The organism is Serratia sp. 14-2641 (genome assembly GCF_001692375.1).
GTDB lineage: Bacteria > Pseudomonadota > Gammaproteobacteria > Enterobacterales > Enterobacteriaceae > Chania > Chania fonticola_C.
The window spans coordinates 50,876-77,707 of sequence record NZ_LXKR01000022.1 but is presented as its reverse complement, the minus strand read 5'-3'; the positions used below and the strand labels follow the sequence as shown (position 1 = coordinate 77,707).

Annotated in this window: 26 protein-coding genes; 17 read left to right on the top strand and 9 right to left on the bottom strand. The window is 55.4% G+C overall.

The window, feature by feature from the left end; genetic code table 11:
* Positions 1-106 precede the first annotated feature (106 nt).
* The 7 genes from A6U95_RS09705 to A6U95_RS09675 all read left to right on the top strand — a co-directional run bounded on the left by A6U95_RS09705 (position 107) and on the right by A6U95_RS09675 (position 8,114).
* Positions 107-1,708 (top strand): GMC family oxidoreductase N-terminal domain-containing protein, encoded by a 1,602-nt coding sequence (locus A6U95_RS09705; protein WP_065684322.1) that lies wholly within the window; start codon positions 107-109, stop codon positions 1,706-1,708.
* A 223-nt stretch (positions 1,709-1,931) separates the two neighbouring features.
* Positions 1,932-3,086, top strand: a complete 1,155-nt coding sequence (locus A6U95_RS09700) for an iron-containing alcohol dehydrogenase (protein WP_065684321.1) — start codon at positions 1,932-1,934, stop codon at positions 3,084-3,086.
* 42 nt (positions 3,087-3,128) lie between these two features.
* Entirely contained in the window at positions 3,129-4,148 is a 1,020-nt protein-coding gene (locus tag A6U95_RS09695) for a 2-dehydro-3-deoxygalactonokinase (protein WP_065684320.1), read from the top strand.
* Positions 4,149-4,167: 19 nt separating this feature from the next.
* Entirely contained in the window at positions 4,168-5,157 is a 990-nt protein-coding gene (locus A6U95_RS09690) for a 2-dehydro-3-deoxygalactonokinase (protein ID WP_065684319.1), read from the top strand.
* Between the two features lie 37 nt (positions 5,158-5,194).
* On the top strand, positions 5,195-6,502 hold the full coding sequence (locus A6U95_RS09685; RefSeq protein WP_065684318.1) for an MFS transporter: 1,308 nt from the start codon (positions 5,195-5,197) through the stop codon (positions 6,500-6,502).
* 45 nt (positions 6,503-6,547) lie between these two features.
* Complete coding sequence (locus tag A6U95_RS09680; protein ID WP_065684317.1) at positions 6,548-7,195, top strand: bifunctional 4-hydroxy-2-oxoglutarate aldolase/2-dehydro-3-deoxy-phosphogluconate aldolase; 648 nt, start codon at positions 6,548-6,550, stop codon at positions 7,193-7,195.
* A gap of 118 nt (positions 7,196-7,313) precedes the next feature.
* Entirely contained in the window at positions 7,314-8,114 is an 801-nt protein-coding gene (locus A6U95_RS09675; protein ID WP_065684316.1) for an IclR family transcriptional regulator, read from the top strand.
* Between the two features lie 49 nt (positions 8,115-8,163).
* Here A6U95_RS09675 and miaE read toward each other — a convergent pair whose 3' ends face one another.
* Together miaE and rraB are read right to left on the bottom strand one after the other, a co-directional pair.
* Entirely contained in the window at positions 8,164-8,925 is a 762-nt protein-coding gene (gene miaE, locus A6U95_RS09670; protein WP_065684315.1) for a tRNA isopentenyl-2-thiomethyl-A-37 hydroxylase MiaE, read from the bottom strand.
* Between the two features lie 44 nt (positions 8,926-8,969).
* Entirely contained in the window at positions 8,970-9,398 is a 429-nt protein-coding gene (gene rraB, locus A6U95_RS09665; RefSeq protein ID WP_024529417.1) for a ribonuclease E inhibitor RraB, read from the bottom strand.
* 162 nt (positions 9,399-9,560) lie between these two features.
* On the opposite strand from rraB, the gene argF reads away from it, so the two are divergent.
* The 6 genes from argF (at position 9,561) to A6U95_RS09635 (ending at position 15,784) form a co-directional block, all read left to right on the top strand.
* Entirely contained in the window at positions 9,561-10,580 is a 1,020-nt protein-coding gene (argF, locus tag A6U95_RS09660; RefSeq protein ID WP_024485837.1) for an ornithine carbamoyltransferase, read from the top strand.
* A gap of 221 nt (positions 10,581-10,801) precedes the next feature.
* On the top strand, positions 10,802-12,370 hold the full coding sequence (locus tag A6U95_RS09655; RefSeq protein WP_024529419.1) for an ABC transporter substrate-binding protein: 1,569 nt from the start codon (positions 10,802-10,804) through the stop codon (positions 12,368-12,370).
* An 11-nt stretch (positions 12,371-12,381) separates the two neighbouring features.
* Positions 12,382-13,434, top strand: a complete 1,053-nt coding sequence (locus A6U95_RS09650) for an ABC transporter permease (protein ID WP_065684314.1) — start codon at positions 12,382-12,384, stop codon at positions 13,432-13,434.
* Between the two features lie 2 nt (positions 13,435-13,436).
* Positions 13,437-14,252, top strand: a complete 816-nt coding sequence (locus A6U95_RS09645; RefSeq protein ID WP_198927292.1) for an ABC transporter permease — start codon at positions 13,437-13,439, stop codon at positions 14,250-14,252.
* A complete protein-coding gene (locus tag A6U95_RS09640) occupies positions 14,245-15,081 on the top strand; it encodes an ABC transporter ATP-binding protein (protein ID WP_065684312.1) in 837 nt (278 codons plus the stop codon). Before A6U95_RS09645 ends, A6U95_RS09640 begins: the two co-directional genes overlap by 8 nt.
* The gene (locus A6U95_RS09635; RefSeq protein WP_065684311.1) at positions 15,068-15,784 is read left to right on the top strand and encodes an ABC transporter ATP-binding protein; all 717 of its coding nucleotides are present in this window, start codon (positions 15,068-15,070) and stop codon (positions 15,782-15,784) included. Before A6U95_RS09640 ends, A6U95_RS09635 begins: the two co-directional genes overlap by 14 nt.
* Here A6U95_RS09635 and A6U95_RS09630 read toward each other — a convergent pair.
* The 6 genes from A6U95_RS09630 to A6U95_RS09605 form a co-directional block, all read right to left on the bottom strand.
* Positions 15,781-16,395, bottom strand: coding sequence for a 2-dehydro-3-deoxy-6-phosphogalactonate aldolase (locus A6U95_RS09630; RefSeq protein ID WP_065684310.1), 615 nt, complete (start codon positions 16,393-16,395; stop codon positions 15,781-15,783). The two genes, A6U95_RS09635 and A6U95_RS09630, sit on opposite strands and share 4 nt — an antisense overlap.
* Positions 16,382-17,296: a 2-dehydro-3-deoxygalactonokinase gene (locus tag A6U95_RS09625; protein WP_065684309.1), complete on the bottom strand. Its 915-nt coding sequence runs from the start codon at positions 17,294-17,296 to the stop codon at positions 16,382-16,384. The genes A6U95_RS09630 and A6U95_RS09625 overlap by 14 nt, the downstream gene beginning before the upstream one ends.
* A 73-nt stretch (positions 17,297-17,369) precedes the next feature.
* Positions 17,370-18,857: a sodium:solute symporter family protein gene (locus tag A6U95_RS09620; protein WP_065684308.1), complete on the bottom strand. Its 1,488-nt coding sequence runs from the start codon at positions 18,855-18,857 to the stop codon at positions 17,370-17,372.
* 133 nt (positions 18,858-18,990) lie between these two features.
* Entirely contained in the window at positions 18,991-19,389 is a 399-nt protein-coding gene (locus A6U95_RS09615) for a RidA family protein (RefSeq protein ID WP_065684307.1), read from the bottom strand.
* Between the two features lie 23 nt (positions 19,390-19,412).
* Entirely contained in the window at positions 19,413-20,852 is a 1,440-nt protein-coding gene (locus A6U95_RS09610; protein WP_065684306.1) for a D-aminoacylase, read from the bottom strand.
* Positions 20,853-20,891: 39 nt separating this feature from the next.
* Positions 20,892-21,755, bottom strand: coding sequence for a MurR/RpiR family transcriptional regulator (locus tag A6U95_RS09605; RefSeq protein WP_065684305.1), 864 nt, complete (start codon positions 21,753-21,755; stop codon positions 20,892-20,894).
* A 193-nt stretch (positions 21,756-21,948) separates the two neighbouring features.
* On the opposite strand from A6U95_RS09605, the gene A6U95_RS09600 reads away from it, so the two are divergent.
* The 4 genes from A6U95_RS09600 to ridA all read left to right on the top strand — a co-directional run bounded on the left by A6U95_RS09600 (position 21,949) and on the right by ridA (position 25,441).
* Positions 21,949-23,190: an amino acid deaminase gene (locus A6U95_RS09600; protein WP_065684304.1), complete on the top strand. Its 1,242-nt coding sequence runs from the start codon at positions 21,949-21,951 to the stop codon at positions 23,188-23,190.
* Between the two features lie 304 nt (positions 23,191-23,494).
* Complete coding sequence (gene pyrB, locus A6U95_RS09595; RefSeq protein WP_024483414.1) at positions 23,495-24,430, top strand: aspartate carbamoyltransferase; 936 nt, start codon at positions 23,495-23,497, stop codon at positions 24,428-24,430.
* 12 nt (positions 24,431-24,442) lie between these two features.
* Positions 24,443-24,907 carry an aspartate carbamoyltransferase regulatory subunit gene (gene pyrI, locus A6U95_RS09590; protein ID WP_021807800.1) on the top strand — a complete coding sequence of 155 codons (465 nt, stop codon included), beginning with the start codon at positions 24,443-24,445 and terminating at the stop codon, positions 24,905-24,907.
* A 147-nt stretch (positions 24,908-25,054) separates the two neighbouring features.
* On the top strand, positions 25,055-25,441 hold the full coding sequence (gene ridA / locus A6U95_RS09585; protein ID WP_021179099.1) for a 2-iminobutanoate/2-iminopropanoate deaminase: 387 nt from the start codon (positions 25,055-25,057) through the stop codon (positions 25,439-25,441).
* Positions 25,442-25,498: 57 nt separating this feature from the next.
* Here the strand turns inward: ridA and A6U95_RS09580 are convergent, their stop codons facing one another.
* Complete coding sequence (locus tag A6U95_RS09580) at positions 25,499-26,707, bottom strand: hypothetical protein (RefSeq protein WP_065684303.1); 1,209 nt, start codon at positions 26,705-26,707, stop codon at positions 25,499-25,501.
* Positions 26,708-26,832: the final 125 nt, after the last annotated feature.

The following is a 26,832-nucleotide window of genomic DNA, read 5'->3' as shown; positions in this document are numbered from 1 at the left end:
ATTTATTGTGATATTCGTTAATAAATTAACGATCGCAAATTGACCTACTATTCCTCTGAGTTACTCTGCCATGACAGTCTCTAACCACCACGCACAGGGAACGGTCATGTCAGAAAATAACTTCGATTATATTATTGTTGGCGCAGGCTCGGCGGGTTGCGTGTTGGCGGCACAGCTCATCCGCCGTACCCAGGCCCGCATCCTGCTGCTGGAAGCCGGCGGCGACGACAATAATCTGTTTATCAAAATGCCCGCCGGGGTTGCCAAGATCATCGCCAAGAAAAGCTGGCCGTATGAAACCGAACCAGAGCCGCACGCCAATAACCGCCGCATGCAAATCGCCCAGGGCAAGGTGCTGGGCGGCAGTAGCTCGGTAAACGGTATGATCTATCTGCGCGGCCAACCGCAGGATTACGACGACTGGGCGCAACAGTATGGCTGTACTGGCTGGAGCTATCAGGACGTGCTGCCCTACTTCAGACGCGCCGAAGCCAATGAAAGCCTGGCGGATGAGTATCACGGCAACGAAGGGTTGCTGCCGGTCAGCGAGAACCGCTACCGCCATCCGCTCAGCATGGCGTTTATCCGCGCAGGCCAGGAGTTGGATCTGCCCTATCGCAACGACTTTAACGGCGCAAGCCAGCACGGCGTGGGTTTCTACCAAACCACCACCCATAATGGCGAACGCGCCAGCACCTCCCGTACCTATCTGCAAGCCGTACGCGATAACTCGCGCCTAGTGGTGAAACTCAACGCGCTGGTACACCGCGTTACCTTCGAAAACAACGTGGCAACTGGAGTAGTCTACAGCCTGAACGGTGGCAATGAGATCGTCGCCCACGCCAGCCAGGAAGTGATCCTCAGCGCCGGGGCAGTTGGCTCACCGAAGCTCCTGATGCTGTCCGGCATCGGCCCACGCGAACATCTGGAGCAATTGGGTATTACACCGCTGGCCGATCTGCCGGTGGGCAAAAACTTCCACGACCATCTGCATATATCGATTAACGTCAGCACCCGTGAACCTGTCAGCCTGTTCGGTGCCGATCGGGGCTTGCAGGCGCTGCGTCACGGTGCCGAGTGGCTGGCTTTTCGCAGCGGCGTCTTGACCTCTAACGTACTGGAGGGGGCCGCCTTCGCCGATTCCCAAGGCAATGGCAGGCCAGACGTGCAGGTACATTTCCTGCCGATACTCGACAGTTGGGACGACGTGCCCGGCGAACCGCTACCGGCGATCCACGGCATGTCACTCAAGGTCGGTTATCTACAACCCAAAGCGCGTGGCCAGGTGCAGTTACGCAGCCGTAACCCCGCCGATCCCGTCAAGCTCCAGGCCAACTACCTTGGTCATCCAGACGATCTGGCGGGCAGCATTCGCGCGGTGAAATTTGGCCTGCGCTTCCTGGAAACCGCCTCTCTCAAGCCGCTGATTAAAGATCTGCTGATGCCACAACCAGCGTGGGTAAACGATGAGGCGCAGATGGAGGAGTTTGTGCGCAACTTCTGCAAGACGGTCTATCACCCGGTGGGCAGTTGCCGTATGGGGCAAAATACGGAGGACTCGGTGACCGACTTGCAGTTGCGGGTGCATGGCTTTGAGCGGTTGCGAGTGGTCGACTGTTCGGTGATGCCGCAGGTCACCAGCGGCAACACAAATGCCCCCACCATTATGCTGGCCGAGAAGGCGGTGGATTTGATACTGGGTGAATAGCCCAAATAGACAGCAAGCCGATGTTGGCTTGCTGTCAGTTAACCATAGCTGCAAATCACGTTAAAAAATCCCCCCTGTTTACTTCCCCCTAATTCACCAACAACTAGAAAAAATGTGATTGCGCTCATTAATCCAGCAAAAAGGGTTGAATGCAGGATGAAACACGGCCAATATAATCACAAATGCGAACACAATCCGAATATGCGGACGAAAAGGATAACTAATGAACAGTTTTATCTTCAACAACCCTGTCAAACTTCACGTTGGCCCTGGCAAATTTGCTCTGCTTGGTAGCATCGCTCACCAGTACGGGAAGAAAGCTCTGTTGGTCGTCTCTGATAACACCAAGTCCACGGGCCTACTCGCTCGGGCACAGGAAACCCTGGCTGCCGCCGGGGTGGCATTTGCCGTCTATGACAAATTTATGCAAAACCCGCTCTCCACACTGGTGGAAGCCGGTGCTGAAATGGCACGCCAGGAGCAATGCGATCTGGTGATTGGTATTGGTGGTGGCAGCGCAATGGATATGGCCAAAGGCATCGCGTTTTGTGCCTGCAATCCAGGCAGTATCTGGGATTATGTGTTTGGCAAAGCCCAGGCACAGAACGCGCTGCCAAATATCTTGGTGCCGACCACGGCAGGGACAGGCAGCGAGGCTAACCGTACCGCCGTGTTCACCAACCCGGAAACCCATGATAAAAAAGGTTTGGTTAACCCGTTAATCTACCCGGTCGCCTCGATTGTTGACCCCGAACTGATGCTCACTCTGCCAAAACGCGTGATCGCCGGGCCAGGTGCCGACGTCTTGTTCCATGCCCTGGAGTCATATATCTCCCGCAATGCGCACCCAGTCAGTGAAATGCTCTCTCTGCGTGCGATTACCCTGCTGACACAGAACCTGCCACGCGTGTATGCCGATGTGACCGATTTAGCAGCATGGGAGCAGGTTTGCGTGGCGAGTACGCTTGCCGGAATGGCGATCGACTGTGCCGGTACGGCGCTGCCACATGCTCTGCAACATCCAATGGGCGGGCTGCTTGACGTCGTTCATGCAGAAGGGATCGCCGCGGTTTATCCTGCTTTTATGGAATACACTTGGTCGGCCGCCCCCGAAAAATTTGCCGCCATTGCCTATGCCATGGGGGTGGACACTCGCGATATGTCCCTTGCACAAGCCGCTTACAGCAGCGTACAGGCCGTCACGTCATTGCTGTCATCAATCAATATGCTCCCTTCCTTGACTGAACTGGGGGTGAAAGAAGAACACTTCGACTGGATTATCAATAACGTGCAAACCACCATGAAAGTGGTGCTGGAGAATAATCCACGAGTGCCAGATGCCGACACCCTGCGCGATATTTTACAACGTAGCCTTTAATGAAAAACACCAGCCTCAGCAGCGCTATTTAAAGGAGTGAGCATGTTTATTGTCATTGATTCAGGTTCGTCCACGACACGTATTTATCTGCTGGCATTCACCGACAATAAGATTATTGACAAGATTACGATCGGCGAAGGGGTAAACTCCACCGTCACTCATGGAAGTAATAATCTATTACGTCAGGAGATGGTGCGAGGCGTAACGGAATTATTGGCAAGAAACGGTAAGGCTCAGCAGGACATCACCTTTATTATTGCCTCAGGCATGATCACGTCAAACCTGGGTTTGCATGAGGTTCCCCATCTGGTTGCACCGGTCGGGATTGACGAATTGGCACAGCATACTGTGCCATTTGCTGCCAATGAGCTCCTAGCGTTGGATATTCCCGTCATGCTGATCCCTGGCGTTCGTAACCAGACGGCCCCCTCATGGGAAAATCTCAGCGGTATTGATCTGATGCGAGGTGAAGAGACTCAGGCTGTCGGGTTGCTGTTGGGCTATCAGCCCAAGCTCCCCTGTATCCTGATCGAGCTGGGTTCCACCACCAAACTGATTTCGATTAATCAACAGGGGAAAATTGCCGGCAGTATTACCTCCTTAAGCGGCCAGGTGTATGCAGCAATCCTAAAGCAGACCTTTGTCGCAGCCAGTGTTGCCACTACGCCAGAAGAAGAGACGCAGGCAAAAATAGAGCCGCAAATTATTGATGCCGCCTGCCAGGCCGTGCAGGAGAGTGGTTTATTACGCACAATATTAATGAGCCGATTCTTACAATTCGCGCTTCCGACCACAGCGCCGCAACGCAAACTGTTCCTTGAAAGCGCCATGGCAGGTGACGATATCAAGGTTTTTACCCGTGCCCAACACCAGGGGTTTAATTTCCATGGCGAGATATTTTTAATTGGCCATGCGAAACGTTGTGAGATTTACCAGCACGTTATTCGACAGCAGTTAAAAATAGATAGCCCACAGCGAATAATTTCCGACGAACAGCAAATAGATTTATTAGCGATAACTGGCGCCAGCGCTATTGCTAATACACTCCGCACCCTACGCTGATAATAATAACGAGAATGACATGTATATAATCACTATCGATACCGGCACCACCAACACCAGGGTATGTGCCTGGCAAGACGAACGGCTGTTGGCTGAAGCGGCACGCCCCATCGGCGTACGCGATACCGCCATCTCTGGCAGTACTGCAACGCTAATGGATGGTGTACGCGAAGCCGTTCAGGAAGCCAAAAATCTGGCCGCGATACCAGCGGCTGAACGCGTGGTTTACCTGTCATCGGGTATGATCACCTCCAACGTGGGATTATGCGAAATTCCGCATTTGTTGGCGCCTGCCGGGCTTGGCGAACTGGCTCAAGGCATGGTCTGCGCCAATCTGCCAGAAATCGCCGAGGAACCCATCTGGTTTGTACCAGGAGTTCGCAATCATGATTCTGCCGTCACGCTGGGTAATGCCGAGCAGATGGACATGATGCGTGGCGAAGAGACGGAAGCTATCGGTGTACTCGCCAGCCTGGACATCCACGGCCCGGCGCTGATCGTGCTGCCGGGTTCGCACTCTAAATTCGTCAAGATAGATGCGCAGGACCGCATTGAAGGTTGTGTCACAACACTCGGGGGTGAACTGCTGGACGTGATTACCCGGCATACGATCCTCGCTAACTCCCTGGATCGGCAATTCGCCCAGGAGATTGAAGCCCCAGCCCTGCTGCAAGGGGCGAACCAATGTCGGCAAACGGGCTTGTCCCGCACTTGTTTCTCTGTACGCGTTCTGGATATGTTCAGCCAACTTACGCTCAACCAGAAAGCCAATGTCCTGTTAGGGGCCGTGCTACAAGATGACCTACAGGCGGTCAAAAATAGCGAGGCCTTTACGGTTACCCCGGATACTCACGTCATAGTATGCGGCAAAGACACGCTTAAATTCGCTTTCGCTACCCTCATTAAAAATGACCCGTGGTTTAACGGGGAAGTAACCCTGGCATCGGTAGATCGTTCACTTTCCAGTTCTGGATTATTTGCCCTGGCTCACCACCGACAGATTATTTAATTCCTTTGTATCCTACACAAAATTAAAAGGTCTGATTATGAACACCATCGTTAATGAAAAAGTTATAACAAAAAAACGAGGAAATAAGCGCTGGTTTGTTGTATTCCTCTTATTGATTGGCGGTATTGTCAACTACCTCGATCGTGCCAGCCTCTCCATTGCTGCGCCCGACATGATGAAAGAACTTGAATTATCGAATACGGATATCGGATTGCTGGGCTCGGTCTTTGCGCTGATCTACGCGCTTTGCCAACTCCCTGCTGGTTGGCTGGTTGACCGCTTCGGCCCGAAAAAAGTGTACGGTTGGGCCGTCGGCTTATGGAGCGGTGCCACCATGCTTACCGGTGCTTGTAGCAGTATGGTGACGCTGATTTTTGCCCGTGGACTGTTGGGGATCACCGAAGCCCCATGCTGGCCGGGAGCGGCGAAAATCACCGCCTCATGGTTCCCCAAAAGTGAACGTGCGTTGGCAACCGGGTTCTGGGATGCCGCGTCCAAATGGGGGCCAGCCATCGCTCCGCCGATCCTGGTCGCTATCATTGTGCCATTCGGCTGGCGTGCACTGTTTTATATTGCTGGGGCAATAGGTTTTCTTTTCGTAGTGTTTTTCATCTTCGCCTATCACCAGCCAGAGCAGCACCCAAACATTACCAAAGAAGAGCTGGACTATATTAAAGAAGGCGGCGGCGGCACAGCACAAAAACTGACGGGAGACGCTGAAAAAATCAGCTGGGGCGGTCTGTTTAAATATCGCTGTATCTGGGGAATGATTTTAGGTTGGTTCTGTTATGTGTGGATGATGAATATTTTCACCACATTCTTACCGCTCTATTTAATGAAAACCCAAAATATCCAGTTCAAGGAATTAGGCATCTACGCCAGTATTCCCTATTTCGGTGGGATTGTCGGCGCCATTGCCGGTGGTTACATCTCCAAGTGGCTGGTGGATAAACAGATTTTCACCGAATCCTTAAAAGCCAAACGCGTCACCATCAGCGTCTCGGCACTGCTGGCCGGCGTCGCTGTTATTGCGGTACCAATGGTGGATAGCCTGGCTGCCACTCTGACCTTGCTGGTGATTGCCATGGCGCTGCTCTCTTCACTTTCTGCAACTGGTTGGGCATTGCCTGGCGATGTCGCCCCGGCGTCCATGGTGGCCTCGGTTGGCAGCATCCAGAACTTCGGTGGTTATTTTGCCGGATCGTTATCACCGCTGGTGACCGGGCTGATTGCCGATGTCACTGGCTCTTACACCCTGGCATTTGTCAGCGGTGGGATTATCGCAGCCTGTGCTGCACTGTGTTATTGGTTCATCGTCAAAGAACCGGTGACCGTAACGGATTGATGTCATCGGGGAGCCCGCTCCCTGATATTTCCCAAGAGGTTATCCATGATTAAACAACGCGTGATTCGCGCCATAGAAGAAACCGGCATGATTGCCATCGTTCGCGGCGTCGCGCCCGAGGGCATTATCCCCCTCGCCAATGCACTGTATGACGGCGGCATTCGAGTCATTGAGGTCACTTGTAACTCGACCCGGCACCTGGAAAGCATCAGTGCGCTTAAGCAGGAGATGGGAAACAGAATGTGTGTAGGCGCGGGGACGGTATTAAACCCGGTAATGGCACAGCTGGTGCTGGACGCCGGTGCCGATTTTGTCCTCTCCCCCGATTTCAACCCCGATGTGGTGATGATGGTGCACGAAAAGCAACGCCTGATGATCCCTGCGGTGATGACCCCCTCAGAGATTTTGCAGGCCTGCCGCCTGGGGGTAGATTTGTTAAAACTGTTCCCAGCCAACAGCCTCGGCGTTGATTATATGAAAGAGGTGTTAGGGCCGTTGGATAACCTATCGATGATCCCGGTTGGCGGGATTACGCTTGAAAATACCCGCGAATTTGCCAAGGCTGGTGCGTTTGCGATGGGGGTGGGGAGCGCACTGACTAATAAACAATGGATCGAAGCAGGCAACTGGGCGGCAATCACCCAACAAGCACAAGCCTTTATCCAGGCGTTTCATGAGGGAAAACGGTCCTGAAATCAGGACAGACAAGCTACGGTGAATAGCCGTAGCTTGGTTATTATTTAGCAGATCTGTATTCACCCTCGCTACCTCGTTATACTGCCAGCTATAACAATAACGGTGAGGTAAGCCCGTGTCTGAAAAGATAAATCGTTCGGTTGCCCGGGCGTTGGATATGCTGGAGTTGGTCGCAGCAAGCAAAAACGAACTGACCATTACCGAAATCAGCAAGCAACTGGGCATCCCCAAGAGCACTACCTTTGATATTCTCTACACCCTGCTCGATAAAGGTTATCTGGAGCAAGCCAACGAAAAGCAGAAATCGTTTAAGCTGGGCGTAAAACTGTTCCAGACAGGAGCCTGTTACCTAGAGCAAACGCCTTTCCACAACGTCGCACATGCGATGCTTGAAAAGCTCGCCGAAATCGCGGGGGAAACCGTGTTTCTGGCGTTGCTCAATAACGATGAGTTGGTTTATTTCGATAAAGTGGAAAGCCCCAACTCCGTCAGAACCTCCGCCAGAATTGGTTCGAACAACCCGCTGTACTGCACCGGGCTGGGTAAAGCGATCTTGGCAACCTTGCCTGACGATGAGGTAAAAACCATTCTGGCCCGCACCGGTGGGTTGCAAGCCATCACGCCATATACCGTGACTGATGAAGCGAAATTTTTCGCAATTTTAAATCAGGCACGCCAGCAGGGTTACGCCGTTGACGATCGCGAACATAATGCTGAGGTGTTCTGCCTTGCCGCTCCAGTCTATAACTTTCGGGGCAAGGTCTACGCCGCTATCAGCGTCGCCAGCCTGTTTAACAAAATTAACCAGCAACCCGAGAAAATCGCCACATTGGGGCAAATGATCTCTGACACTGCCCTGGAGCTCTCACAACGCATTGGCTACCGTGGCCAGCAGTTGTACTCCGATTTTCGGTAGTAATCTGACCGGCCTCGCCTCTAGGTGGGAAGGGCCGGATTGTGAGATTTTACGCCACCGGCACGCCGCTGTGGAAGCGGAACTCGGTGTCCGGTGAGCGGATCAGCTCCGCCTCCAACTGGCCAAAAAACGCCACGCGTTCGCTGATATCGCCGCCGGCGATCTGCTCTGCCAGCGTCAGGTAATCCTGATAATGGCGGGCTTCGGAACGCAGTAGCGAAACATAAAACCGGTTCAGCTCATCGTCCAGGAACGGGGCCAGCTTGGCGAAGCGTTCGCAGGAGCGGGCCTCGATATACGCGCCGCAGATCAGCTTATCGATCAGAGTGGCCGGGTCGTGAGTACGCACCTCGCGAATCATGCTTTTGGCATAGCGGCTGGCGGTGATCTTTCTATAAGGGATCTGCCGGGCCTGCATGATCTCCAGCACCTGCGAGAAGTGATGCAACTCCTCTTTGATCAGCAACACCATCTTGTCGACCAAATCCTGGCCATAGGCCGAGCCATTCTTCGGCAGGATCTTCCTGGTAAACGCGCTCTGGCGGAACAGCTCTTCCGGCACTTCCTGCGCCTCATGCACAAACGCCTCATAGGGCCTGAGCAGTGCCAGCAGGGCATCACCACTCTCTTTATCGGCCACGTAGCGGCGGATCAGCCACATGCCGGTCTGCGCCGCTTTCAGCTCGCATACCAGGTGGTCGGTCAGCAACAGGGGCAGGTTTTCCGGGCGGCGGGCCACTTCGATCCAGCCATCCGGGGTTTCACAGTGCAGGAAGTTTAAAATCGGGGATAACAGAGATTGGTATTTCATCGGGTTCTATCAGGGGCCAGCTTGCGCCAGCCCGCAGGATTTAATTAATGACGTTTGCCGTCGTCGTCTTCATCGATAAAGTCGCCGTCTTCTTCATCGTCGTCGCCTTCTTCACCGTTCGGATCTTCATAGTAGGTGCCCCAACCGTCGTAATTGACACCGCATTTTTCTGCCAGTGCCACCAGTTGTTCTACCTGGCTGTCGATCAGCTCGGCATTCAGCGCAACTTCGCTGATCACGTCACAGCACATCACCATGGAGCCATCTTCCACTTCCAGCTCTTCGGCATCGGTCACTTCGTAGCCCAACTTGAAGGCTTCCACGGCGGCCTGCTCCAGAACTTCAAACTTTTCGGCAGAGAAATGGTGCTCGATAGTGTAGAGCGCATCCGGATCGCTGCCGTCTTCCAGCAGTTCTTCGATGATCAGGCGGGTTTCTTCACGTTGTTCTTCCAGCAATTCGCGGTTTGCCATGCCTCTATCCTCAATAAAATGGGCTTCGTTACTTCTATTTTCACACACCGCTGTCACCGCTGCCACGATAAACGTGAAAGATTTCTGCTTCGGGGTTGAAATTGAATATTCATACATATAAAGTGAATTTAAATTCAATCAAAACGATAGGGATTTACGGAGATGAGCCAGATGAACCCGTTCTACAGTCGTCACTTTTTGAGATTAATGGATTTTACCCCCAGTGAGATCCAGTCCTTGTTGCAGTTGGCCGCCGATTTGAAGCAGGCCAAGAAGCAAGGCCAGGAAACCCGCCATCTACAAGGCAAGAACATTGCGCTCATCTTCGAAAAAGACTCCACCCGTACCCGATGCTCTTTCGAAGTTGCCGCATTCGATCAGGGCGCTCAGGTGACCTATCTTGGCCCAAGCGGCAGCCAGATCGGCCATAAAGAGTCGATGAAAGACACCGCCCGCGTGCTGGGCCGGATGTACGACGGTATTCAATATCGTGGTTTTGGCCAGTGCCTGGTGGAAACCTTGGCAGAACACGCTGGTGTGCCAGTGTGGAATGGCCTGACCAACGAGTTCCACCCAACTCAGTTGCTGGCAGATCTGCTCACCGTGCGTGAACATCTGCCAGGGAAAGCGTTGAGCGAGGTGAAATTCGCCTACATTGGCGATGCACGTAACAATATGGGCAATACCCTGCTGGAAGCCGCCGCGTTGGTAGGCATGGATCTGCGGTTGGTCGCGCCGAAGGCCTGTTGGCCGCAGGCCGAGCTGGTTGCAGAATGCCAGGCTCTCGCACAGCAGACCGGCGGCAAAATTACCCTGACGGAAGATATTGCCGAAGGCGTACAGGGTGCCGATTTCCTGTATACCGACGTTTGGGTCTCGATGGGGGAAGCCAAAGAAGTCTGGCAGGAGCGGATTGCCCTGCTCAGGCCGTATCAGGTGAATATGGCGATGGTGAAACTGACCGGCAACCCACAGGTGAAATTCCTGCACTGCCTGCCAGCATTCCACGACGATCAAACCACGCTGGGTAAACAGATGGCCGAACAGTACGGCATGCACGGCGGTATGGAAGTGACCAACGAGGTGTTCGAGTCAGAGCACAGCATCGTGTTTGATCAGGCAGAGAACCGCCTGCACACCATTAAGGCGGTGATGGTCGCCACGTTAAGCAAAACCTTGTAAATCACCCTCTCAAAAAACCCTTCTCATAGAAGGGTTTCTTCTGGTTAATCCCTCTTTCTAGTTCTATAGTCTTTTTCGTCATATCAAATAACTTCTTGGCCTTTGCCTGTTTTTTACCAACGTTCTACCGTGGCATTCTGGCGGCAGAAATGCCGTAAAAAACTAATGAGAACAACCTCTTCTCCGTTCTGGTTTACCGGCACATTTAAGGGAAAACGTCTATGAAAGCCAAAGTCTTGCCGCTGTTTATTCTTGCCGCCCTCTCCACGACCGCACTGGCTGCCACGCCGCCAAATACGCTGGTAGTGGTGCAGTCACTGGACGATATCGTCAGCCTGGATCCGGCAGAGGCCAATGAGCTTTCCAGCATCCAGACCGTCCCCAGCCTCTATCAGCGTCTGGTGCAGGCCGATCGTGACAATCCGGCCAAGGTGATCCCGGTGCTGGCGGAAAGTTGGCAGGATGATGCCGCCGCCAAGACCCTGACGGTCAAGCTGCGCCCACAGGCAGCGTTTTCCTCCGGTAACCCGTTGACTGCAGACGACGTGATTTTCTCTTATACCCGCGCAGTGAAGATGAACAAGTCACCGGCGTTTATCCTCAACGTGCTCGGCTGGCAGCCGGACAATATCGAACAACAGCTGAAAAAGATCGACGAGCATACCGTGCAACTGAGCTGGACGGCAGACGTCAGCCCGGCGGTTGCCCTGAATATCCTCTCGACGCCGATCGCCTCAATCGTCGACAGCAAAGCCGTGCAGCCTAACGTGAAGGGTGATGACTTCGGCAACGCCTGGTTGAAGATGCACTCTGCGGGCAGCGGCCCGTTCAAGATGCGGGTTTACCAGCCACATCAGGCGATCGTGCTGGACGCCAACCCAACCTCACCGGGCGATAAGCCACTGCTGAGCAATATCATTATCAAGAACGTGCCAGACCCAAGCGCGCGCCGCCTGCTGATCCAGCAAGGGGATGCCGACGTGGCGCGTGAACTCGGCCCGGATCAAACCGCCGCGCTGAAAAGCCAGGCGGGTGTGAAGGTGCTGGAAATCCCTTCCGCCGAGCAAAACTATCTGGTGTTCAACACCGGTAATACCGCCAACCCGCTGCTGAAGAACCCGGCCTTCTGGGAAGCGGCTCGCTATCTGGTGGATTATCAGGGCATCACCAAAGATCTGCTGAAAGGGCAATACTTCGTCCATCAGAGTTTCCTGCCCGTCGGCCTGCCGGGGGCGCTGGAGGATAACCCGTTCAGCTTCGATCCGGCCAAGGCCAAGGCGATCCTGGAAAAAGCCGGGATCACCAACGCCAGCCTGACGCTGGACGTGGAAAACAAACCGCCGTTTATCACCATCGCCCAGTCGTTACAGGCCAGCTTTGCCCAAGGTGGCGTGAAGCTCGATCTGTTGCCTGCCGCCGGTAGCCAGGTCTATGCCCGCGTACGCGCCAAGCAGCATCAGGCGGCGATCCGCCTGTGGATCCCGGATTACTTCGATGCGCACTCCAATGCCAGCGCTTTCGCCTATAACGACGGCAAAAGCAGCACGGTAGCCGGGCTGAACAGTTGGCAGATCCCTGAGCTAAGCAAACAAACGCTGGCAGCGGTCGCAGAGGCCGATCCGGCCAAACGCACTGCGCTCTATACCGCTATGCAACAGGAATTGCAGCGCAGTTCACCGTATGTGTTTATCGATCAGGCCAAAACGCAGGTGGTGCTGCGCGATAACGTCAAAGGCTATCAACAGGGCCTGAATGCAGATATGGTCTATTACGATCGCGTTAGCAAATAATCAGGATTGCCATGTCGGTAGCAATAAAATCTACGCCGGGAAGCCGTTCCCGGCGTCGTCTTTGGGGATTGGCGCAGGGGCTGCTCACGCTGGCGCTGACCCTGTTCGGCCTGTTGTTGATCACCTTCCTGCTGTCTGCCCTGTCGCCGGTGGATCGCGTGTTGCAGATCGTCGGCGATCACGCCAGCGCCGCCACCTATGAGCAGGTAAAACAGCAGCTCGGCCTGGATCGCTCGTTGCCGGTGCAGTTCTGGCACTATCTGGAGCGGCTGGCCCATGGCGATCTCGGCACCGCCAGCGCCACCGGCCAACCGGTATTGCAGGATCTGCTGCATGCCTTCCCGGCCACGTTGGAATTGGCCACGCTGTCGTTGGTGATTGGAGCCCCGCTCGGCGTGCTGGCTGGTGTATTGTGCGCGCGTTTTGCCGGCAGCAAGCTGGACATCGGCGTGCGCTTTATTACCCTGCTTGGCAATTCGGTGCCCATCTTCTGGCTGGGGCTGCTGATGCTGTTGCTGTTCTACGCCAAACTACAGTGGAGCGCCGGGCCGGGGCGGTTGGACGATATCTACCAATACACCGTCGAGGCCAAAACCGGCTTCGCGCTGATCGACACCTGGCTTTCCGGCGATGCGGGGGCCGTACGCAATGCGTTGGCACACCTGGTGCTGCCGGTTTGCCTGCTGGCCTATTATTCGTTGGCCAGCATTACCCGCCTGACCCGCTCCGCCTGCTTGAGCGAATTGAATAAAGAGTACATCACCCTGGCGCGTGCCAAAGGGGCCAGCGAAATGCGCATCATGTTCCGCCACGTGCTGCCCAACATCAGCGGCACCCTGCTGACGGTGATCGCGCTTGCCTATACCAGCATGCTGGAGGGAGCGGTTCTGACCGAAACCGTGTTCTCCTGGCCGGGCATTGGCCGCTATCTGACCACCGCGCTGTTTGCCGGAGACACCACCGCCATCATGGGCGGCACGCTGCTGATCGGCCTGTGCTTTGTGATTATCAACAATCTCACCGACCTGCTGGTGCGTATGCTCGATCCGAGGGCGCGCCAATGACCATGACGCTGCTTAAACGCTCACCTTCCGCCACCTGCGGAGCCACCATCCTGCTGTTACTGGTGCTGATAGCGCTGTTTGCGCCTTGGTTGGCACCGGTCGATCCCAACTGGCAGAACGCTGCCAACCGCCTATTACCGCCGGGAGCTGGCCACTGGTTTGGCACCGACAGCTATGGCCGCGACGTCCTTTCCCGCCTGATTTACGGCACCCGCCCAACCCTTGGGCTGGTGCTGCTGGTCACGGCCATCACCCTGCCGCTCGGCCTGCTGATTGGCGTGCTATCCGGCTATTACGGCGGCTGGCTGGAGCGCGTGCTGATGCGCTTTACCGACGTGGTCATGTCGATGCCACGGCTGATCCTGGCCTTCGCCTTTGTGGCGATGCTCGGCCCTGGGCTGGTTAATGGCGCGCTGGCGTTGGCGCTCACCACCTGGCCCGCCTATGCCCGCCAGGCCAGAGCCGAGATCCAACTACTGCGTAAAAGCGACTACCTGGCCGCCGCCGAGATGATGGGCATTCAGGGGCCGCGCCTGCTATGGGGCCATATTCTGCCCATGTGCCTGCCTTCTGCCGTCGTCCGGCTAGCATTGGATCTGGCGGGGATTATTCTGGCCGCCGCCGGTCTGGGATTCCTGGGGCTAGGTGCCCGACCGCCGATGGCGGAATGGGGATCGATGGTAGCCGACGGGATGCAGGTGATCTTCGATCAGTGGTGGATCGCAGCGATCCCTGGCTGTGCGATCCTGATCAGCAGCCTGGCGTTTAACCTGCTGGGCGACGGCCTGCGCGACTTATTGGATCCGCATCATGACTGAACCACTGCTGACTGCACAGAACCTGAATATCGAATTTAACGGCCACAAGGTGGTGGATAGCCTTTCTTTCAGCATTGGCCGGGAGAAATTGGCGCTGGTGGGGGAATCAGGTTCCGGCAAATCCATGACCGCCCGCGCCCTGATGGGGCTGGTACGTAAGCCGGGCATCGTCACCGCCGATAAGCTGCACTATCGTGAGACAGATTTACTGAAGCTTCAGCCACGTCAATGGAACGAGGTACGCGGCGCCAAAATCGCCATGGTGCTGCAAGATCCGCGCTACGCATTGAATCCGGTGCGCAGCATCGGTAAGCAGATCGAAGAATCCCTGGTACTGCACAACGCACTAACCCGGGCCGATCGCCATGAGCGGGTGCTGAACTCACTGGCCGCCGTCGGCTTGCCGGAGAGCCTCTATCACAGCTACCCCGGCCAGCTTTCCGGCGGTATGGGGCAACGCGCGATGTTGGCGATTGCGCTGGTCAACGATCCGCAACTGCTGATCGCCGATGAGCCAACCTCGGCGCTGGATGCCAGATTACGTAATCAGATCCTCGATCTGATCGTCGAACAAACCACGCGGCGTAACATGGGGCTGTTGCTGATCAGCCACGATCTGCCGCTGGTGGCCGAACGTTGCGACCGGGTATTGGTGATGTATCAGGGCAAGCTGGTGGATCAGGGGATCGCGGCCAACCTGCCGCTAGCCACCCATCCTTACACCCGCACGCTGTGGGCCTGCCGACCCAATGCCAGCACCTACGGCCAGGATCTGCCGGTGCTGGATCGCAGCATCGATTTTACCCGGAGCGAACATGGCGCTGATTGACATTGAAAATTTGCAGGTCAGCTTCCCGCAGGGCAACGGCCATAAGATCGCCGTGGAGTCAGTGAGCTTTGGCGTTGAGGCGGGGGAAACCTTCAGCCTGATTGGCGCTTCCGGCTGTGGCAAATCCACCGTGCTGCGCGTGCTGGCAGGTTTGCAACGTGAATGGCGTGGAGAAATACGCTTGCTCGGCCAGCCTCTGCAACCACAGCAACGCTTCACCGGCCAATTACGCCGCGACGTGCAGATGGTGTTTCAAGATCCCTATGCTTCGTTACATCCGCAGCATCAGATTGCCCGTACGCTGGGTGAACCGTTGAAGATCCACGGTGAGAAACACATTACGGCGCGGATCGACGAAGCCTTGCGGCAGGTAGGGCTGAGCGCGGCCACGGCACAGCGCTATCCCCACCAGCTTTCCGGCGGCCAACGCCAGCGCGTCGCTATCGCCCGTGCCCTGCTGTTGCGGCCTAAGCTGCTGCTCTTGGATGAACCCACCTCGGCGCTGGATATGTCGGTGCAGGCGGAGATCCTCAACCTGCTCAACCACCTGAAACGCGAGCATGGCATGACCTACTTGCTGGTCAGCCATGACGGTGACGTGATTGCTCATATGTCCGAACGCGCCGCCCTGATGGAGAACGGCCACATCGTGCAGCATTACAACCGGTCTGCCTTACAGGCCGGTGAGCATATGCGGGATTAAGCGCTAGCAGCACGCCAGGCGGCGGCAAAACGCTGAGCCTTTTGCAGGGTTTCCTCCGCCGTTTGGCCCGCCCGATACAAATCCGATCCCAATCCCGCCCCGCGATACCCTGCCGCCAAATACTCAGCCAGGTTATCCGGGGTGATGCCACCTACCGCATACAGCTGGGTCGTTTTAGGCAGCACGCTCACCAATGCGCGTACATAGGCCACACCCATAATTGCCGCAGGGAACACCTTCACGATATCCGCTCCAGCCTCCAAGGCGGCAAATACTTCGCTGGGCGTCATAGCACCTATGCAGGTAGTCAATCCAGCCGCTTTAGCACGGCTGATCAGCATCGGATTGGTGTTCGGCGTTACCATCAGCGGCGCGCCGCTGGCAATTAACGCATCCAGCTTAGCGTCATCAATCACCGTTCCAGCCCCGATATGCGCCTTGCTGCCATAATGCCGCTGTAATAACTCCACGCTTTCCTGCCAGCGCGGCGAGTTGGTCGGCACTTCAATCATCTCAAACCCGGCGGCGAGCAGGCCGCTGGCATGTTCCAGCACCTCTTCTGGGGTGATCCCACGTAATATCGCCACCAGTGGCAATTTATAAGGCTGCATAAATCCTCCTGAATCCGTTCAACATTGCGGTTTGCGCATCGATTACCGTGGCCTGACGCCCTGCTAATTGGCAGGCGGTAAGATAATGGCCGGTCAGCGGGGCATCCCCCACCAGCGCCAAGGTGCTGCTGGTTGGCCAGTGGCGGGCCAGTTGCGCCAGTTCTTCGCCAATCAGCGCCCCCGAAAGCCACGAGGCCACCGCTTCCGGCGCCATATAGCCCAGGAGACGGCGCGAACGGGCATAGAACAGGCGATTAATCAGCCCTTCGTTGCTTTGCAGCGTCTCTTCCACACCCTGGCTAAATGCCGATGAATCAAACGCCCCTTCACTTGGCAGCCCTTTACCTAAAAGGCTGTGCTGTAACAACAGTTGGTAGAGCTCGCCAGTCATCGCCGTGCTAAAGCTTTCGATGGTGATTGCCGCTTCACTACGCAGTGGTTTCACCCATTTGCTGTGGGTGCCGGGGAACAGATAGATATCCACCTGTAAGCAGGCCATAGCGCCTAATAGTTGCACCTCTTCACCGCGCATCACGTTGGCCCGCTCTTTGTGGCGCAACGCCAGGCCGGGTCTTAGCCACAGCTTAATGGGCAACGATGTGGGCACCGGGATGCATCCCTCAGCAATTGCATTTATCTCCAATGGCAAGGCCTGATAGCCGCTGTCCAGCCAACCGCTGTCGCTGCCAATCATTCCCGCCATCAATACCGGCGCCTGCTGCGCCACAATCCACTCCCACCAGGGTGCCAGCAGCGTTCGCAACACCGCCTCGTGCTGCCCGTTCCCCACAAACTTGATCCCTTGCGGGGTGCTCTGCCGTGCCGTGCACTCTCCGTTTTCTATCCGCCAGGCGCGTAGCTGGCTGGAGCCCCAATCAACGGCGATATAATCGGCCTTCATGCTGTACCTCTGGTCCACGAATTACGGGTTATCTTAACGGGCGCAGCATGCAGCGCCCCTACGTAGCAAGTCATCAGTCGCGGGCGACCACCGGTTTTTTGCCTAATGGAATCTTGATGGCTGGGCGGTTTTCCCGCTCACGGGTGATCATGTCCAGCGCTTCCTCGCGGCTCATTTGATTGGCTGGGGTCAGCAGCGTGACCACCACGGCGGCGAGCAGGCTGAACATCACGGATGGGAAGCAAGGGTTGCCCCAGAAGGCCAGCCAACTGCTGTTCATCAACACCGTCATCGAGGTGGCCGCTCCGCCGATCAGTGCGGCAATCGCGCCTTGCCAGTTAAAGCGGTGCCAGAAACGCCCGAGGATCGAGCAGATAAACAGGCCAGACATGATCATTGAGATCATCTTGGTGATATAGCCAATGATGTCGTTAGAAGTCAGGGCAAACACCAACGCCAAAGCGATCACCAGCACCAGGAAGATGCGAGAAAGACGGATCGCGTGCTGCTCTTGCGGCATACGCCCGGTAAACAAGGTATAGAGATCGCGCAGGATAATAGAGACCCCTGCGATGGCATCTGAGCTGCCAGACGACATATTCGCCGACATCCCTGCCACCAGGATCGCCATAGCGATAACGTGAGGCAGCACCTGAGTGCCAAACAGGAAGGCAAAACCGCTGTTTTCCAGATTCGGGTTCATCGTCCAGACCGCCATGCCGATGATGGCAGGCAAGAAGGAGAAGAACAGATACAGGATGCCGGTAATGGTAAATGACTGACGCACAGAAGAAACGGTCTTGGCCGAGTAGATGCGCTGACGATAGGAAGGCGTGGCCAGCACGCCCACGCCGATCACCAATGCCAGGGAGAACGCAGGCAAAATACCCAGCTTATCGATGGCAAACAGGCTTTGTGCCGCAGGGTCAACCGCCTGTTTAATATTTTCCCAACCGCCAACGTGTTGCACCGCCAGCACCGCCATTAAAATAAAACCGAGGAATAATACAATCGACTGCACCGTATCGATCCATACCACGGCAGAATAGCCTCCAATCCCCACATAAACCACGAAGGCCAAGGCAATAATCACTTTAGCAACGTTAATATCAATCCCGCTGGCCCAAGCCAAATACAATCCGCCCCCTAAAATATGGGCACCCAGCCAACCAATGGAGGCGACAAATATCAGCAAAGCCACCACGTTTTTAACTATTTTACTGCCGCCGGTATAATAAGAGATCTCTTCACTCATGGTCATAAAGCGCATTTTCCTGACCGGTGCAAACAGCCAGGCAACCAATAAGATGCCAATCGCCCCGCCAATACCGTAGAGCATCCCGGCCCAACCGTTGAGATAGCCGAAGCCCACTGCACCTACGCTGGAGCCCGTACCAACCATGGTCCCCACCGTTGAACCCAGCGTCAGAAACATCGGCAAAGAGCGGCCGCCCAGCAGGAAATCATCACCGTTTTTTTGGTGGCGTGAAACATACCAGCCAAGAATAATCATGGCCAGGGCATAGACGGCAAACCATATAAGGAAAGATAAATTATTCATCGCTCACGTCCTGTCAGTGTAGGGTACTGGTAAAATAAAATTAGAGAAATAGCGTTCCGTCACCTGATATATATCAGGCATTTGTTATTAGGGTGGCTAAACCACCCTATATATTTATTTTTTAGAAGGACTATTATTTGTTGATGCGTGCAGCGTTATAACAGGTAATATCCACTTCAACTTTACAATCCACCACCAGATCGGCCACGGCACAAATACGTGCTGGTGGATGCTCAGCAAAGAATTCGCTGAACACTTTATTGAACGACTGGAAATAACGCGCGTCGGTCAGGATCACCTTTACGTGAACCACGTCTTTCAGCTCATAACCGGCCTCAACCATGATATCCAGGCAGTTTTGGATCGCTAACCGCGACTGATCGACAATGCCGCCTTCAACCACTTCACCGTTTTTCATCGGCGTCTGGCCGGAAATATACAACCAGCCACCGGCTTCTACCGCACGGGAAAAGGGCAGGTGTTGTCCACCGGTGCCGGTAGCGCCTGCTGCGCCGTAGCGTTTAATCGTCATGTGTTCTCCTTATCAATAGCAATCTATTTACCTTGGCGGCAGATAAACCGCCCGGCACGCTGGCCAGTTACGGCCTGCCGCTCATAACTTTTCACGCCGTTCACCCACACCGCCTCAATCCCCTCGGCGGGCTGCTGCGGCTGGCTGAACGTCGCGCTGTCTTTCACTTTATCCGCATCAAACAAGACCAGATCGGCGTAATAACCGGCTTTAACCAAGCCGCGCAACGGCAATTGGTAACGGGCCGCCGACATCCCGCTCATCTTGTGCACCGCCATCGTCAGCGGAAACAGCCCTTGCTCACGGCAGTAATATCCCAACACTCGCGGAAAGGCCCCCCACAGGCGGGGATGCGGCATCGGATCGTTGGGCAAACCATCCGAACCGACCATGGTGACCGGGTAGCTTAGCACCCGCCGCACATCCTGCTCGTCCATGTTGTAGTAGATCGCCCCGGCTGGCATCAGACGTTTACCTGCGCTGTGGATATCCGTCTGCCAAAGTTGGGCAATCTCCTGTAGCGACTTGCCCGCCATTTCCGGATGCGGCTCTGACCAGGTGATATTGATCGCAAACTCATCGGTGATCTGTTTCATATCCAGCGTCGATGAGCTGGCCGAATAGGGGTAACAGTCGCAGGAAACATCCTGGCTCTGGCGCACCTGGTCAAACAGCTTCAGCGTTTCTTTGGTGCGGCCCCAATTGCTGGCACCGGCGCATTTGTGGTGGGAAATCACCACCGGTACTTTACCGTGGCGGCCGATGCGGAAGGCTTCATCCATCGCTTCTAAAATGGGTTCAAACTCGGAACGCAGGTGGGTGGTATAGATCCCCTGCTCTGCCGCCAGTTCTTCCGCCAGCGCCATCACCTCTTCGGTAGGGGCGGCAAAGGCCGTGGCATAGGCCAAACCGGTGCTTAAACCCAACGCCCCCTGCTGCAACGCTACGCGCAGCTGTGCACGCATGCCGTCGATCTCCTGCGGGCTGGCAGCTTGATACAAATCGCTCATCTGGTTATTACGCAACATGGTGTGACCCACCAGCGTCGCCACGTTTACCGCAGGGCAAACCTCGGTCACTTTCTGCCGATAGGCTGCTACGGTCGGGTAGACAAAGTGGGCCTTTTCACCCAGCAGGTTCATCGGGTCTGGCACCCGATCGTTAATCATCGCCCCCGCCGCACTGATGCCGCAGTTACCGACAATCACCGTGGTGACCCCCTGCGAGATTTTGGGCAACATCTCCGGCATGCGGATCACGTTGGTATCATCGTGGGTGTGGACATCGATAAACCCTGGCGACAATACGCGGCCAGTGCCGTCGATCACGACCTGGGCCTCGGCGTTAATCGCGGGTGCAATGGCTGCGATGCGATCGCCCTGCACCGCCACGTCGGCCCGATATTGCGGGCCGCCACTGCCGTCTACCACGGTGACATTCTTGAACAAATACTGATACTGCATGCGTCTTAGCCCTTCTGGTTGTCGCAGGGGTGACATCATCTAGTCACCTAACGGTTGCCGATTAGCCCCCCCGCGATGGCTGTCTAGCGCCAGTTTGATGCGCCGCAGCCGATCCCTGGATTGGCGTTTATTCGCCATTGCCAACTCGGTGGCCAGCACGTCCACCATTGCCAACATGGCATAGCGCGAGGTGCTGGGTTTATAAATGTAATCATTCTCACGCACCACCAGGCCGAGCAGCACATCGGCCTGCATGGCCAGCGGCGTGTCCGGCGGGGTAATCGCGACCACTTTGGCACCATATTGCCGGGCGATCGCCGCACTCTCCACCACTTCCTGGGTATAACCCCCCAGCGACAACGCGATCACCACGTCGTTCTTGCTGACCGCAGCGGCCATCATGCGCACCAACAACCCATCGCTCTGAGCAATCACCGGCAGCCCCAGGCGGAACAGACGGTGTTGCACTTCAGCCGCGCATATGGTGGAGCCACCGCCCATGCCAATCGCCAGGATTTGGCGTGCGCCGCTTAACCAGTCGACAGCTTTGGCCAACGCCGATTCATCAATGGCCCGGCGGTTGATGTTCAGCACATTGATGATGGTTTCATAAATGCCCTGGATACCTTCCAGATCCGGTTCTTCGTGAATAAAGCGCTGCCCCACCGCCAGTGACTGGGCCAGCTTCACCTTCAGGTCACGCACGTCTTTGCAGCCTACGGCCTTGGCAAAGCGGGTGATCGAAGCCTGGCTGACCTCTGCCTGCCGGGCGAACTCGGCAATCGGCAGAGCCGTTACCGCCGCGACGTCGTCCAGAATGAACTGGGCAATGCGCTTTTCCGTGCCGCTCAATTCGATAAATCGTTCGGTAATGCGCGAGATGATGTCGATCTCAATACTCATGACCCAACCTCATAGTGGTTAAATTCTGCCATTTACAAGCTGCTAAAACAGTGGAAGACTACACAAAAAGCAGATCTAAAACTGATACTTTGTACCCAAAATAGCTAAATAAATTTTTATACTATATTTAAATCATATAGTTAAATATAGATACCAACATCTAAAACAAGATAGAACAGCCAAGGATAATGTTATGAAATACCAAAATAATGCTGCAATCAGCCACAAAGCGGCCATGATGTTCCAGGCTGCGGACGGTACCGCCAACCTGCTGCATGAAGACGTCTGCCTACCGGCCTGCGCCATCAAACGTTCTAGCCTGGAAAACAACATGGCCTGGATGCAAAACTATGCCGATGCGCGCGGCGTTTCCCTGGCCCCTCACGGTAAAACCACCATGACACCCTGGATTTTCCAACGCCAGCTGGCGCACGGTGCCTGGGCGATTGGCGTCGGATCGGCCTGGCAGGCCAAAGTGGCAATGGAAGCCGGTTTGCCACGGGTGCTGATGGCCAATCAGTTGGTGGGCAAAGCCAACATGCAGTTAATCAGCGAACTCAAGGAACAGCATTCGGCCACCACGTTTTATTGCTGCGTGGACAGCCTCAGCAACGCCCTGGCTCTGGACGAGTTTTTCCGTGGCCGTGGGCAAACGCTGGATATTCTGCTGGAGCTGGGCGTACCCGGCGGGCGTTGCGGTTGCCGCAGCGTGGCACAGGCGCAACAGTTGGCGCAGGAGATCTCTACGCTGCCGGGCTTATGCCTGAGAGGCATCGAGTTGTATGAGGGAGTGATGCACGGTGCTGATGCCCAACAGAAGATCGAACTGTTCCTGCGTGAAGCCGCCGGTTTGTTGCGTGAATTACACCAGCAGCAACGTTTTGGCGAGGAAGAGATGATCCTGACCGGAGCTGGCTCCTCCTGGTACGACGTAGTGTGCAACATCTGGGGCAGCGAAAGCCTGCCGGACAACTGCCGGGTGGTGATCAGGCCTGGCTGCTACATCACCCACGACCAAGGTATCTATCAGGAAGCGCAAAACGCCGTGCTGGCGCGCGATAGCTATGCCTGCGATTTGGCCGGTGAGTTAACCTCTGCCTTGGAGCTGGTGGCGCTGGTGCAGTCCGTGCCGGAACCGGGCCGTCTCATCGTAAACTTTGGCAAGCGTGATGCGGCCTTCGATGCCGGTCTGCCACAGCCGGTCGCCCATTATCGCAATGGTCTGCCGCAGGAAGGCGGCACCACGGGCTTAACCACTATCGGCATCATGGACCAACACGCCATGCTGACCTGCCCAGCAGATAGCAACGTTCAGGTGGGGGATATTCTGGTATTTGCCACCTCGCATCCGTGCCTGACGTTTGATAAATGGAAAACGCTGTTTTTGATCGACGACCAGTACAACGTGATCGAACAGTTGGACACCGCGTTCTGATCGCGGCGGTAATCACCAAGCCAATCGATTGCGAAATCGCAAAAAGTGGTGTTTTTACCCTTGCAGAGAAAAAAAGCGCGAGTATAATGCGCGACAATTTGCCAGGAGAAAGCATGAAAAACGACCTTTGTTTTGTTCGCCACACTCGACAAAACCGCCAGCCAATCGGCGGGCAACTGCCGTTATTTCCCCTGTTGCATGAACCATCATTTAAAGCCCCTCGTTGAGGGGCTTTTTTTTGTCCAAAGCATTGCTATTACATTGAAAAGCCCCGCGCCAAGGGCCCGAGTCGAGGAGAGTGAACATGGCCAATCCGCTGTATCGCAAGAACATCATCTCTATTAACGATCTCAGCCGTGAAGATCTGGAGCTGGTGCTCAGCACCGCCGCCAGCCTGAAAGCTAACCCGCAGCCGGAGCTGCTCAAACACCTGGTGATCGCCAGCTGCTTCTTTGAAGCGTCTACGCGTACCCGCCTGTCGTTTGAGACCGCGATCCAGCGCCTGGGGGCTTCGGTGGTCGGCTTCTCCGACAGCAGCAACACCTCCCTCGGCAAAAAGGGCGAAACGCTGGCCGATACCATCTCGGTGATCAGCACCTACGTTGATGCCATCGTGATGCGTCATCCGCAGGAAGGGGCTTCCCGACTGGCCGCTGAATTCTCTGGCGGTATCCCGGTGTTGAACGCCGGTGACGGCTCGAACCAGCACCCGACCCAAACGCTGCTGGATCTGTTCACCATCCAGGAAACCCAGGGCCGCCTGAGCAATATCAATATCGCCATGGTCGGTGACCTGAAATATGGCCGCACCGTGCACTCACTCACCCAGGCGCTGGCAAAATATGAAGGAAACCACTTCTTCTTCATCGCGCCAGACGCTTTGGCAATGCCTAGCTATATCCTGAAGATGCTGGACGAAAAAGGCATCTCCTACAGCCGCCACAACAGCATTGAAGAAGTGGTGCCGGAACTGGATATTCTGTATATGACCCGCGTGCAGAAAGAGCGCCTGGACCCGTCCGAATACGCCAACGTGAAGGCGCAGTTCATCCTGCGAGCTTCTGACTTGGCCGGTGCTCGGGACAACATGAAGGTGCTGCATCCGCTGCCGCGCATTGATGAGATTGCCATTGAGGTGGACAAGACACCGTATGCCCACTATTTCCAACAGGCAGGCAACGGTATTTACGCCCGTCAGGCGCTGTTGGCACTGGTTTTAAACGCAGATTTGGCTCTTTAAGGGGGAACCGTCATGACTCACGATAACAAACTCCAGGTTGAAGCGATCAAGTGCGGCACGGTGATCGACCATATTCCGGCGCAAATCGGCTTTAAGCTGCTCTCGCTGTTCAAACTGACCGCCACCGACCAGCGCATCACCATCGGCCTGAACCTGCCCTCCAAAGAGCTGGGCCGCAAGGATTTGATCAAGATCGAGAACACCTTCCTGACCGAGCAGCAGGCCAACCAGTTGGCGATGTACGCGCCCAAGGCTACGGTCAACCGTATCGATAACTATGAAGTAGTGCGCAAGCTGACGCTCAGCCTGCCGGATCATATCGACGGCGTGCTGACCTGCCCGAACAGCAACTGCATCAGCCGCAGCGAACCGGTGGCCTCCAGTTTCAGCGTCAAATCCCATGCAGGGGAAGTGCACCTCAAGTGCCGTTACTGCGAGAAAGAGTTCGATCATCAGGTGGTTCTACAGACCGACTAAAATCCTCCGTTTTACCAGGGTATGCCGCTGTTAATCTGGCGGGTACCCTTTATAATGGTGCGTCGTAGGGCGCTGCATGCTGCGTCCATGTGAGTTTACGGCGGGCCGACTCGCCGTTTGAACAACAACAGGATATCAGGAGAAAAAATGTCACGTAATATCAGCACTGAACTCGCGCCAGCCGCCATTGGTCCTTACGTGCAGGGCGTTGACCTGGGCAGCATGATCATCACCTCCGGCCAGATCCCGGTCGATCCAAAAACCGGTGCCGTACCCGATGACGTTGCCGCTCAGGCTCGCCAGTCATTGGCAAACGTGAAGGCGATCGTGGAAGCCGCAGGCCTGAAAGTGGGCGACATCGTTAAAACCACCGTTTTCGTCAAAGATCTCAACGATTTCGCTACCGTTAACGCGGCCTACGAAGCATTCTTCACCGAGCACAACGCCTCGTTCCCAGCGCGTTCTTGCGTTGAAGTGGCACGTTTGCCAAAAGACGTGAAAATCGAGATCGAAGCCATCGCCGTTCGCCGTTAATCGGCAACCCGGTGCGATCGAATGCGGCCAGCCTTTGCTGGCCGTTTTACTTCGCGGTTACTGACCAGCCATAATATCCCGGCTAGCGCATTCAGGATCGGCCTGCGTGGAAACGGATTCCATCATAAAACCACCGACAATCGGTTGAATCATAAAATAGGTCTGCTGTTCCGCAGCCGCAGGTTTTGAGCGGGATGCATCACGCGCACTAAACAGCATCTCGACCTGATAACGTTCTGGTTTACCCTTGCACTGGCGCACTGCCCCGTAATTTCCAGAGCGGTTTCTCAACAACTGGTGCTGTTCTGCCAGTGCGCTGGCAGCCTGTGGCATACTCCAGCGGTTTGCCGTCTCGTCGTCAACCTGTAACCATTCATCCACAAAATCGCGCCCGTTCATGGCCGCCGGTTGAATGCGCTCTACCCGCTCGCCTTTGATGCGATAGCGGAAGATTCCTTGGCGCGTCATCACGTCCGAATCCAACATGCCTACCTCTGCCCGCACTTCAAACCCCTGCGGGGTGGTTTTAAGACGTAGTGCTGGCGTGTCGTCGTCCGTAAAGCGGATATAACCTTCCTGAGTATGAAATAGCGTATGCTGCTGCGCATTCTGCGTTGCCAATTCAATCAAATTGAGTTGAAACACGCTCCACCGAGACGTGCACCAGGGTGTACCCTGTGCCACTACCATTCTGGGTGTTGCGATTGACTGTGGGGAAGGGATCAGGTGGTAGGTAAAGTTGTCGCCAAAAGCACCCGAAATCTTCTGATAGTCATCGCTTTGCCAGCGCAGAATGCGGCTCCATTTCCCCTCATGCCGCTGATAGGCAAGCAGCACGTTGTCGTCGCCACAGGGAATAGCAAACCCACTGCGGATCAAGATGATATCGGGGAATTCAGGCTGGCGGGTGACTTCAAAACCTGGCTCTGAGCCATAGAAGTTCGATTCCGGCGCTTGTACTGGCAAAGCGACCATGGGTAACAGCGCTTGCTGAAGTGAGGCGTCATCGCTGTCTGTGGAGCTGCAACTGAGATGGCCATCGATCCCCTTCACCAAGGCATCCTTGTACTTATGGAGTTGTTCGCGGGCAACGGCGGAAACAGCGGTATCACCGCCCTCTTCCGCATCATCCTTGACGGCCTGTAGCTCTGTGAGTGCGCTTCTGGTGGCTTGATTGAGGCGTTCAAGCGATTGCGGGGTGCAATCTGCCTGCGCCAGTGCGCTGGCGGCTAACCCGAGGCACAGCAGCACGATTTTCTGCAACATGACGGATCCTTGTCATTGAAACCATATTGATGATAAATGACGCTAGCCTACACCTGGGACTTTCCGCTCTCAATAGAAATTCCTGGCCGGTTTAAATGCCGCTAATCACTGTTGGGATTGGATTG

Coding starts and splice junctions, on each gene's coding strand:
- A6U95_RS09705 (WP_065684322.1), top strand. CDS start 107: ATGTCAGAAAATAACTTCGATTATATTATTGTTGGCGCAGGCTCGGCG.
- A6U95_RS09700 (WP_065684321.1), top strand. CDS start 1,932: ATGAACAGTTTTATCTTCAACAACCCTGTCAAACTTCACGTTGGCCCT.
- A6U95_RS09695 (WP_065684320.1), top strand. CDS start 3,129: ATGTTTATTGTCATTGATTCAGGTTCGTCCACGACACGTATTTATCTG.
- A6U95_RS09690 (WP_065684319.1), top strand. CDS start 4,168: ATGTATATAATCACTATCGATACCGGCACCACCAACACCAGGGTATGT.
- A6U95_RS09685 (WP_065684318.1), top strand. CDS start 5,195: ATGAACACCATCGTTAATGAAAAAGTTATAACAAAAAAACGAGGAAAT.
- A6U95_RS09680 (WP_065684317.1), top strand. CDS start 6,548: ATGATTAAACAACGCGTGATTCGCGCCATAGAAGAAACCGGCATGATT.
- miaE (WP_065684315.1), bottom strand. CDS start 8,925: ATGAAATACCAATCTCTGTTATCCCCGATTTTAAACTTCCTGCACTGT.
- rraB (WP_024529417.1), bottom strand. CDS start 9,398: ATGGCAAACCGCGAATTGCTGGAAGAACAACGTGAAGAAACCCGCCTG.
- argF (WP_024485837.1), top strand. CDS start 9,561: ATGAGCCAGATGAACCCGTTCTACAGTCGTCACTTTTTGAGATTAATG.
- A6U95_RS09655 (WP_024529419.1), top strand. CDS start 10,802: ATGAAAGCCAAAGTCTTGCCGCTGTTTATTCTTGCCGCCCTCTCCACG.
- A6U95_RS09650 (WP_065684314.1), top strand. CDS start 12,382: ATGTCGGTAGCAATAAAATCTACGCCGGGAAGCCGTTCCCGGCGTCGT.
- A6U95_RS09645 (WP_198927292.1), top strand. CDS start 13,437: ATGACGCTGCTTAAACGCTCACCTTCCGCCACCTGCGGAGCCACCATC.
- A6U95_RS09640 (WP_065684312.1), top strand. CDS start 14,245: ATGACTGAACCACTGCTGACTGCACAGAACCTGAATATCGAATTTAAC.
- A6U95_RS09635 (WP_065684311.1), top strand. CDS start 15,068: ATGGCGCTGATTGACATTGAAAATTTGCAGGTCAGCTTCCCGCAGGGC.
- A6U95_RS09630 (WP_065684310.1), bottom strand. CDS start 16,395: ATGCAGCCTTATAAATTGCCACTGGTGGCGATATTACGTGGGATCACC.
- A6U95_RS09625 (WP_065684309.1), bottom strand. CDS start 17,296: ATGAAGGCCGATTATATCGCCGTTGATTGGGGCTCCAGCCAGCTACGC.
- A6U95_RS09620 (WP_065684308.1), bottom strand. CDS start 18,857: ATGAATAATTTATCTTTCCTTATATGGTTTGCCGTCTATGCCCTGGCC.
- A6U95_RS09615 (WP_065684307.1), bottom strand. CDS start 19,389: ATGACGATTAAACGCTACGGCGCAGCAGGCGCTACCGGCACCGGTGGA.
- A6U95_RS09610 (WP_065684306.1), bottom strand. CDS start 20,852: ATGCAGTATCAGTATTTGTTCAAGAATGTCACCGTGGTAGACGGCAGT.
- A6U95_RS09605 (WP_065684305.1), bottom strand. CDS start 21,755: ATGAGTATTGAGATCGACATCATCTCGCGCATTACCGAACGATTTATC.
- A6U95_RS09600 (WP_065684304.1), top strand. CDS start 21,949: ATGAAATACCAAAATAATGCTGCAATCAGCCACAAAGCGGCCATGATG.
- pyrB (WP_024483414.1), top strand. CDS start 23,495: ATGGCCAATCCGCTGTATCGCAAGAACATCATCTCTATTAACGATCTC.
- pyrI (WP_021807800.1), top strand. CDS start 24,443: ATGACTCACGATAACAAACTCCAGGTTGAAGCGATCAAGTGCGGCACG.
- ridA (WP_021179099.1), top strand. CDS start 25,055: ATGTCACGTAATATCAGCACTGAACTCGCGCCAGCCGCCATTGGTCCT.
- A6U95_RS09580 (WP_065684303.1), bottom strand. CDS start 26,707: ATGTTGCAGAAAATCGTGCTGCTGTGCCTCGGGTTAGCCGCCAGCGCA.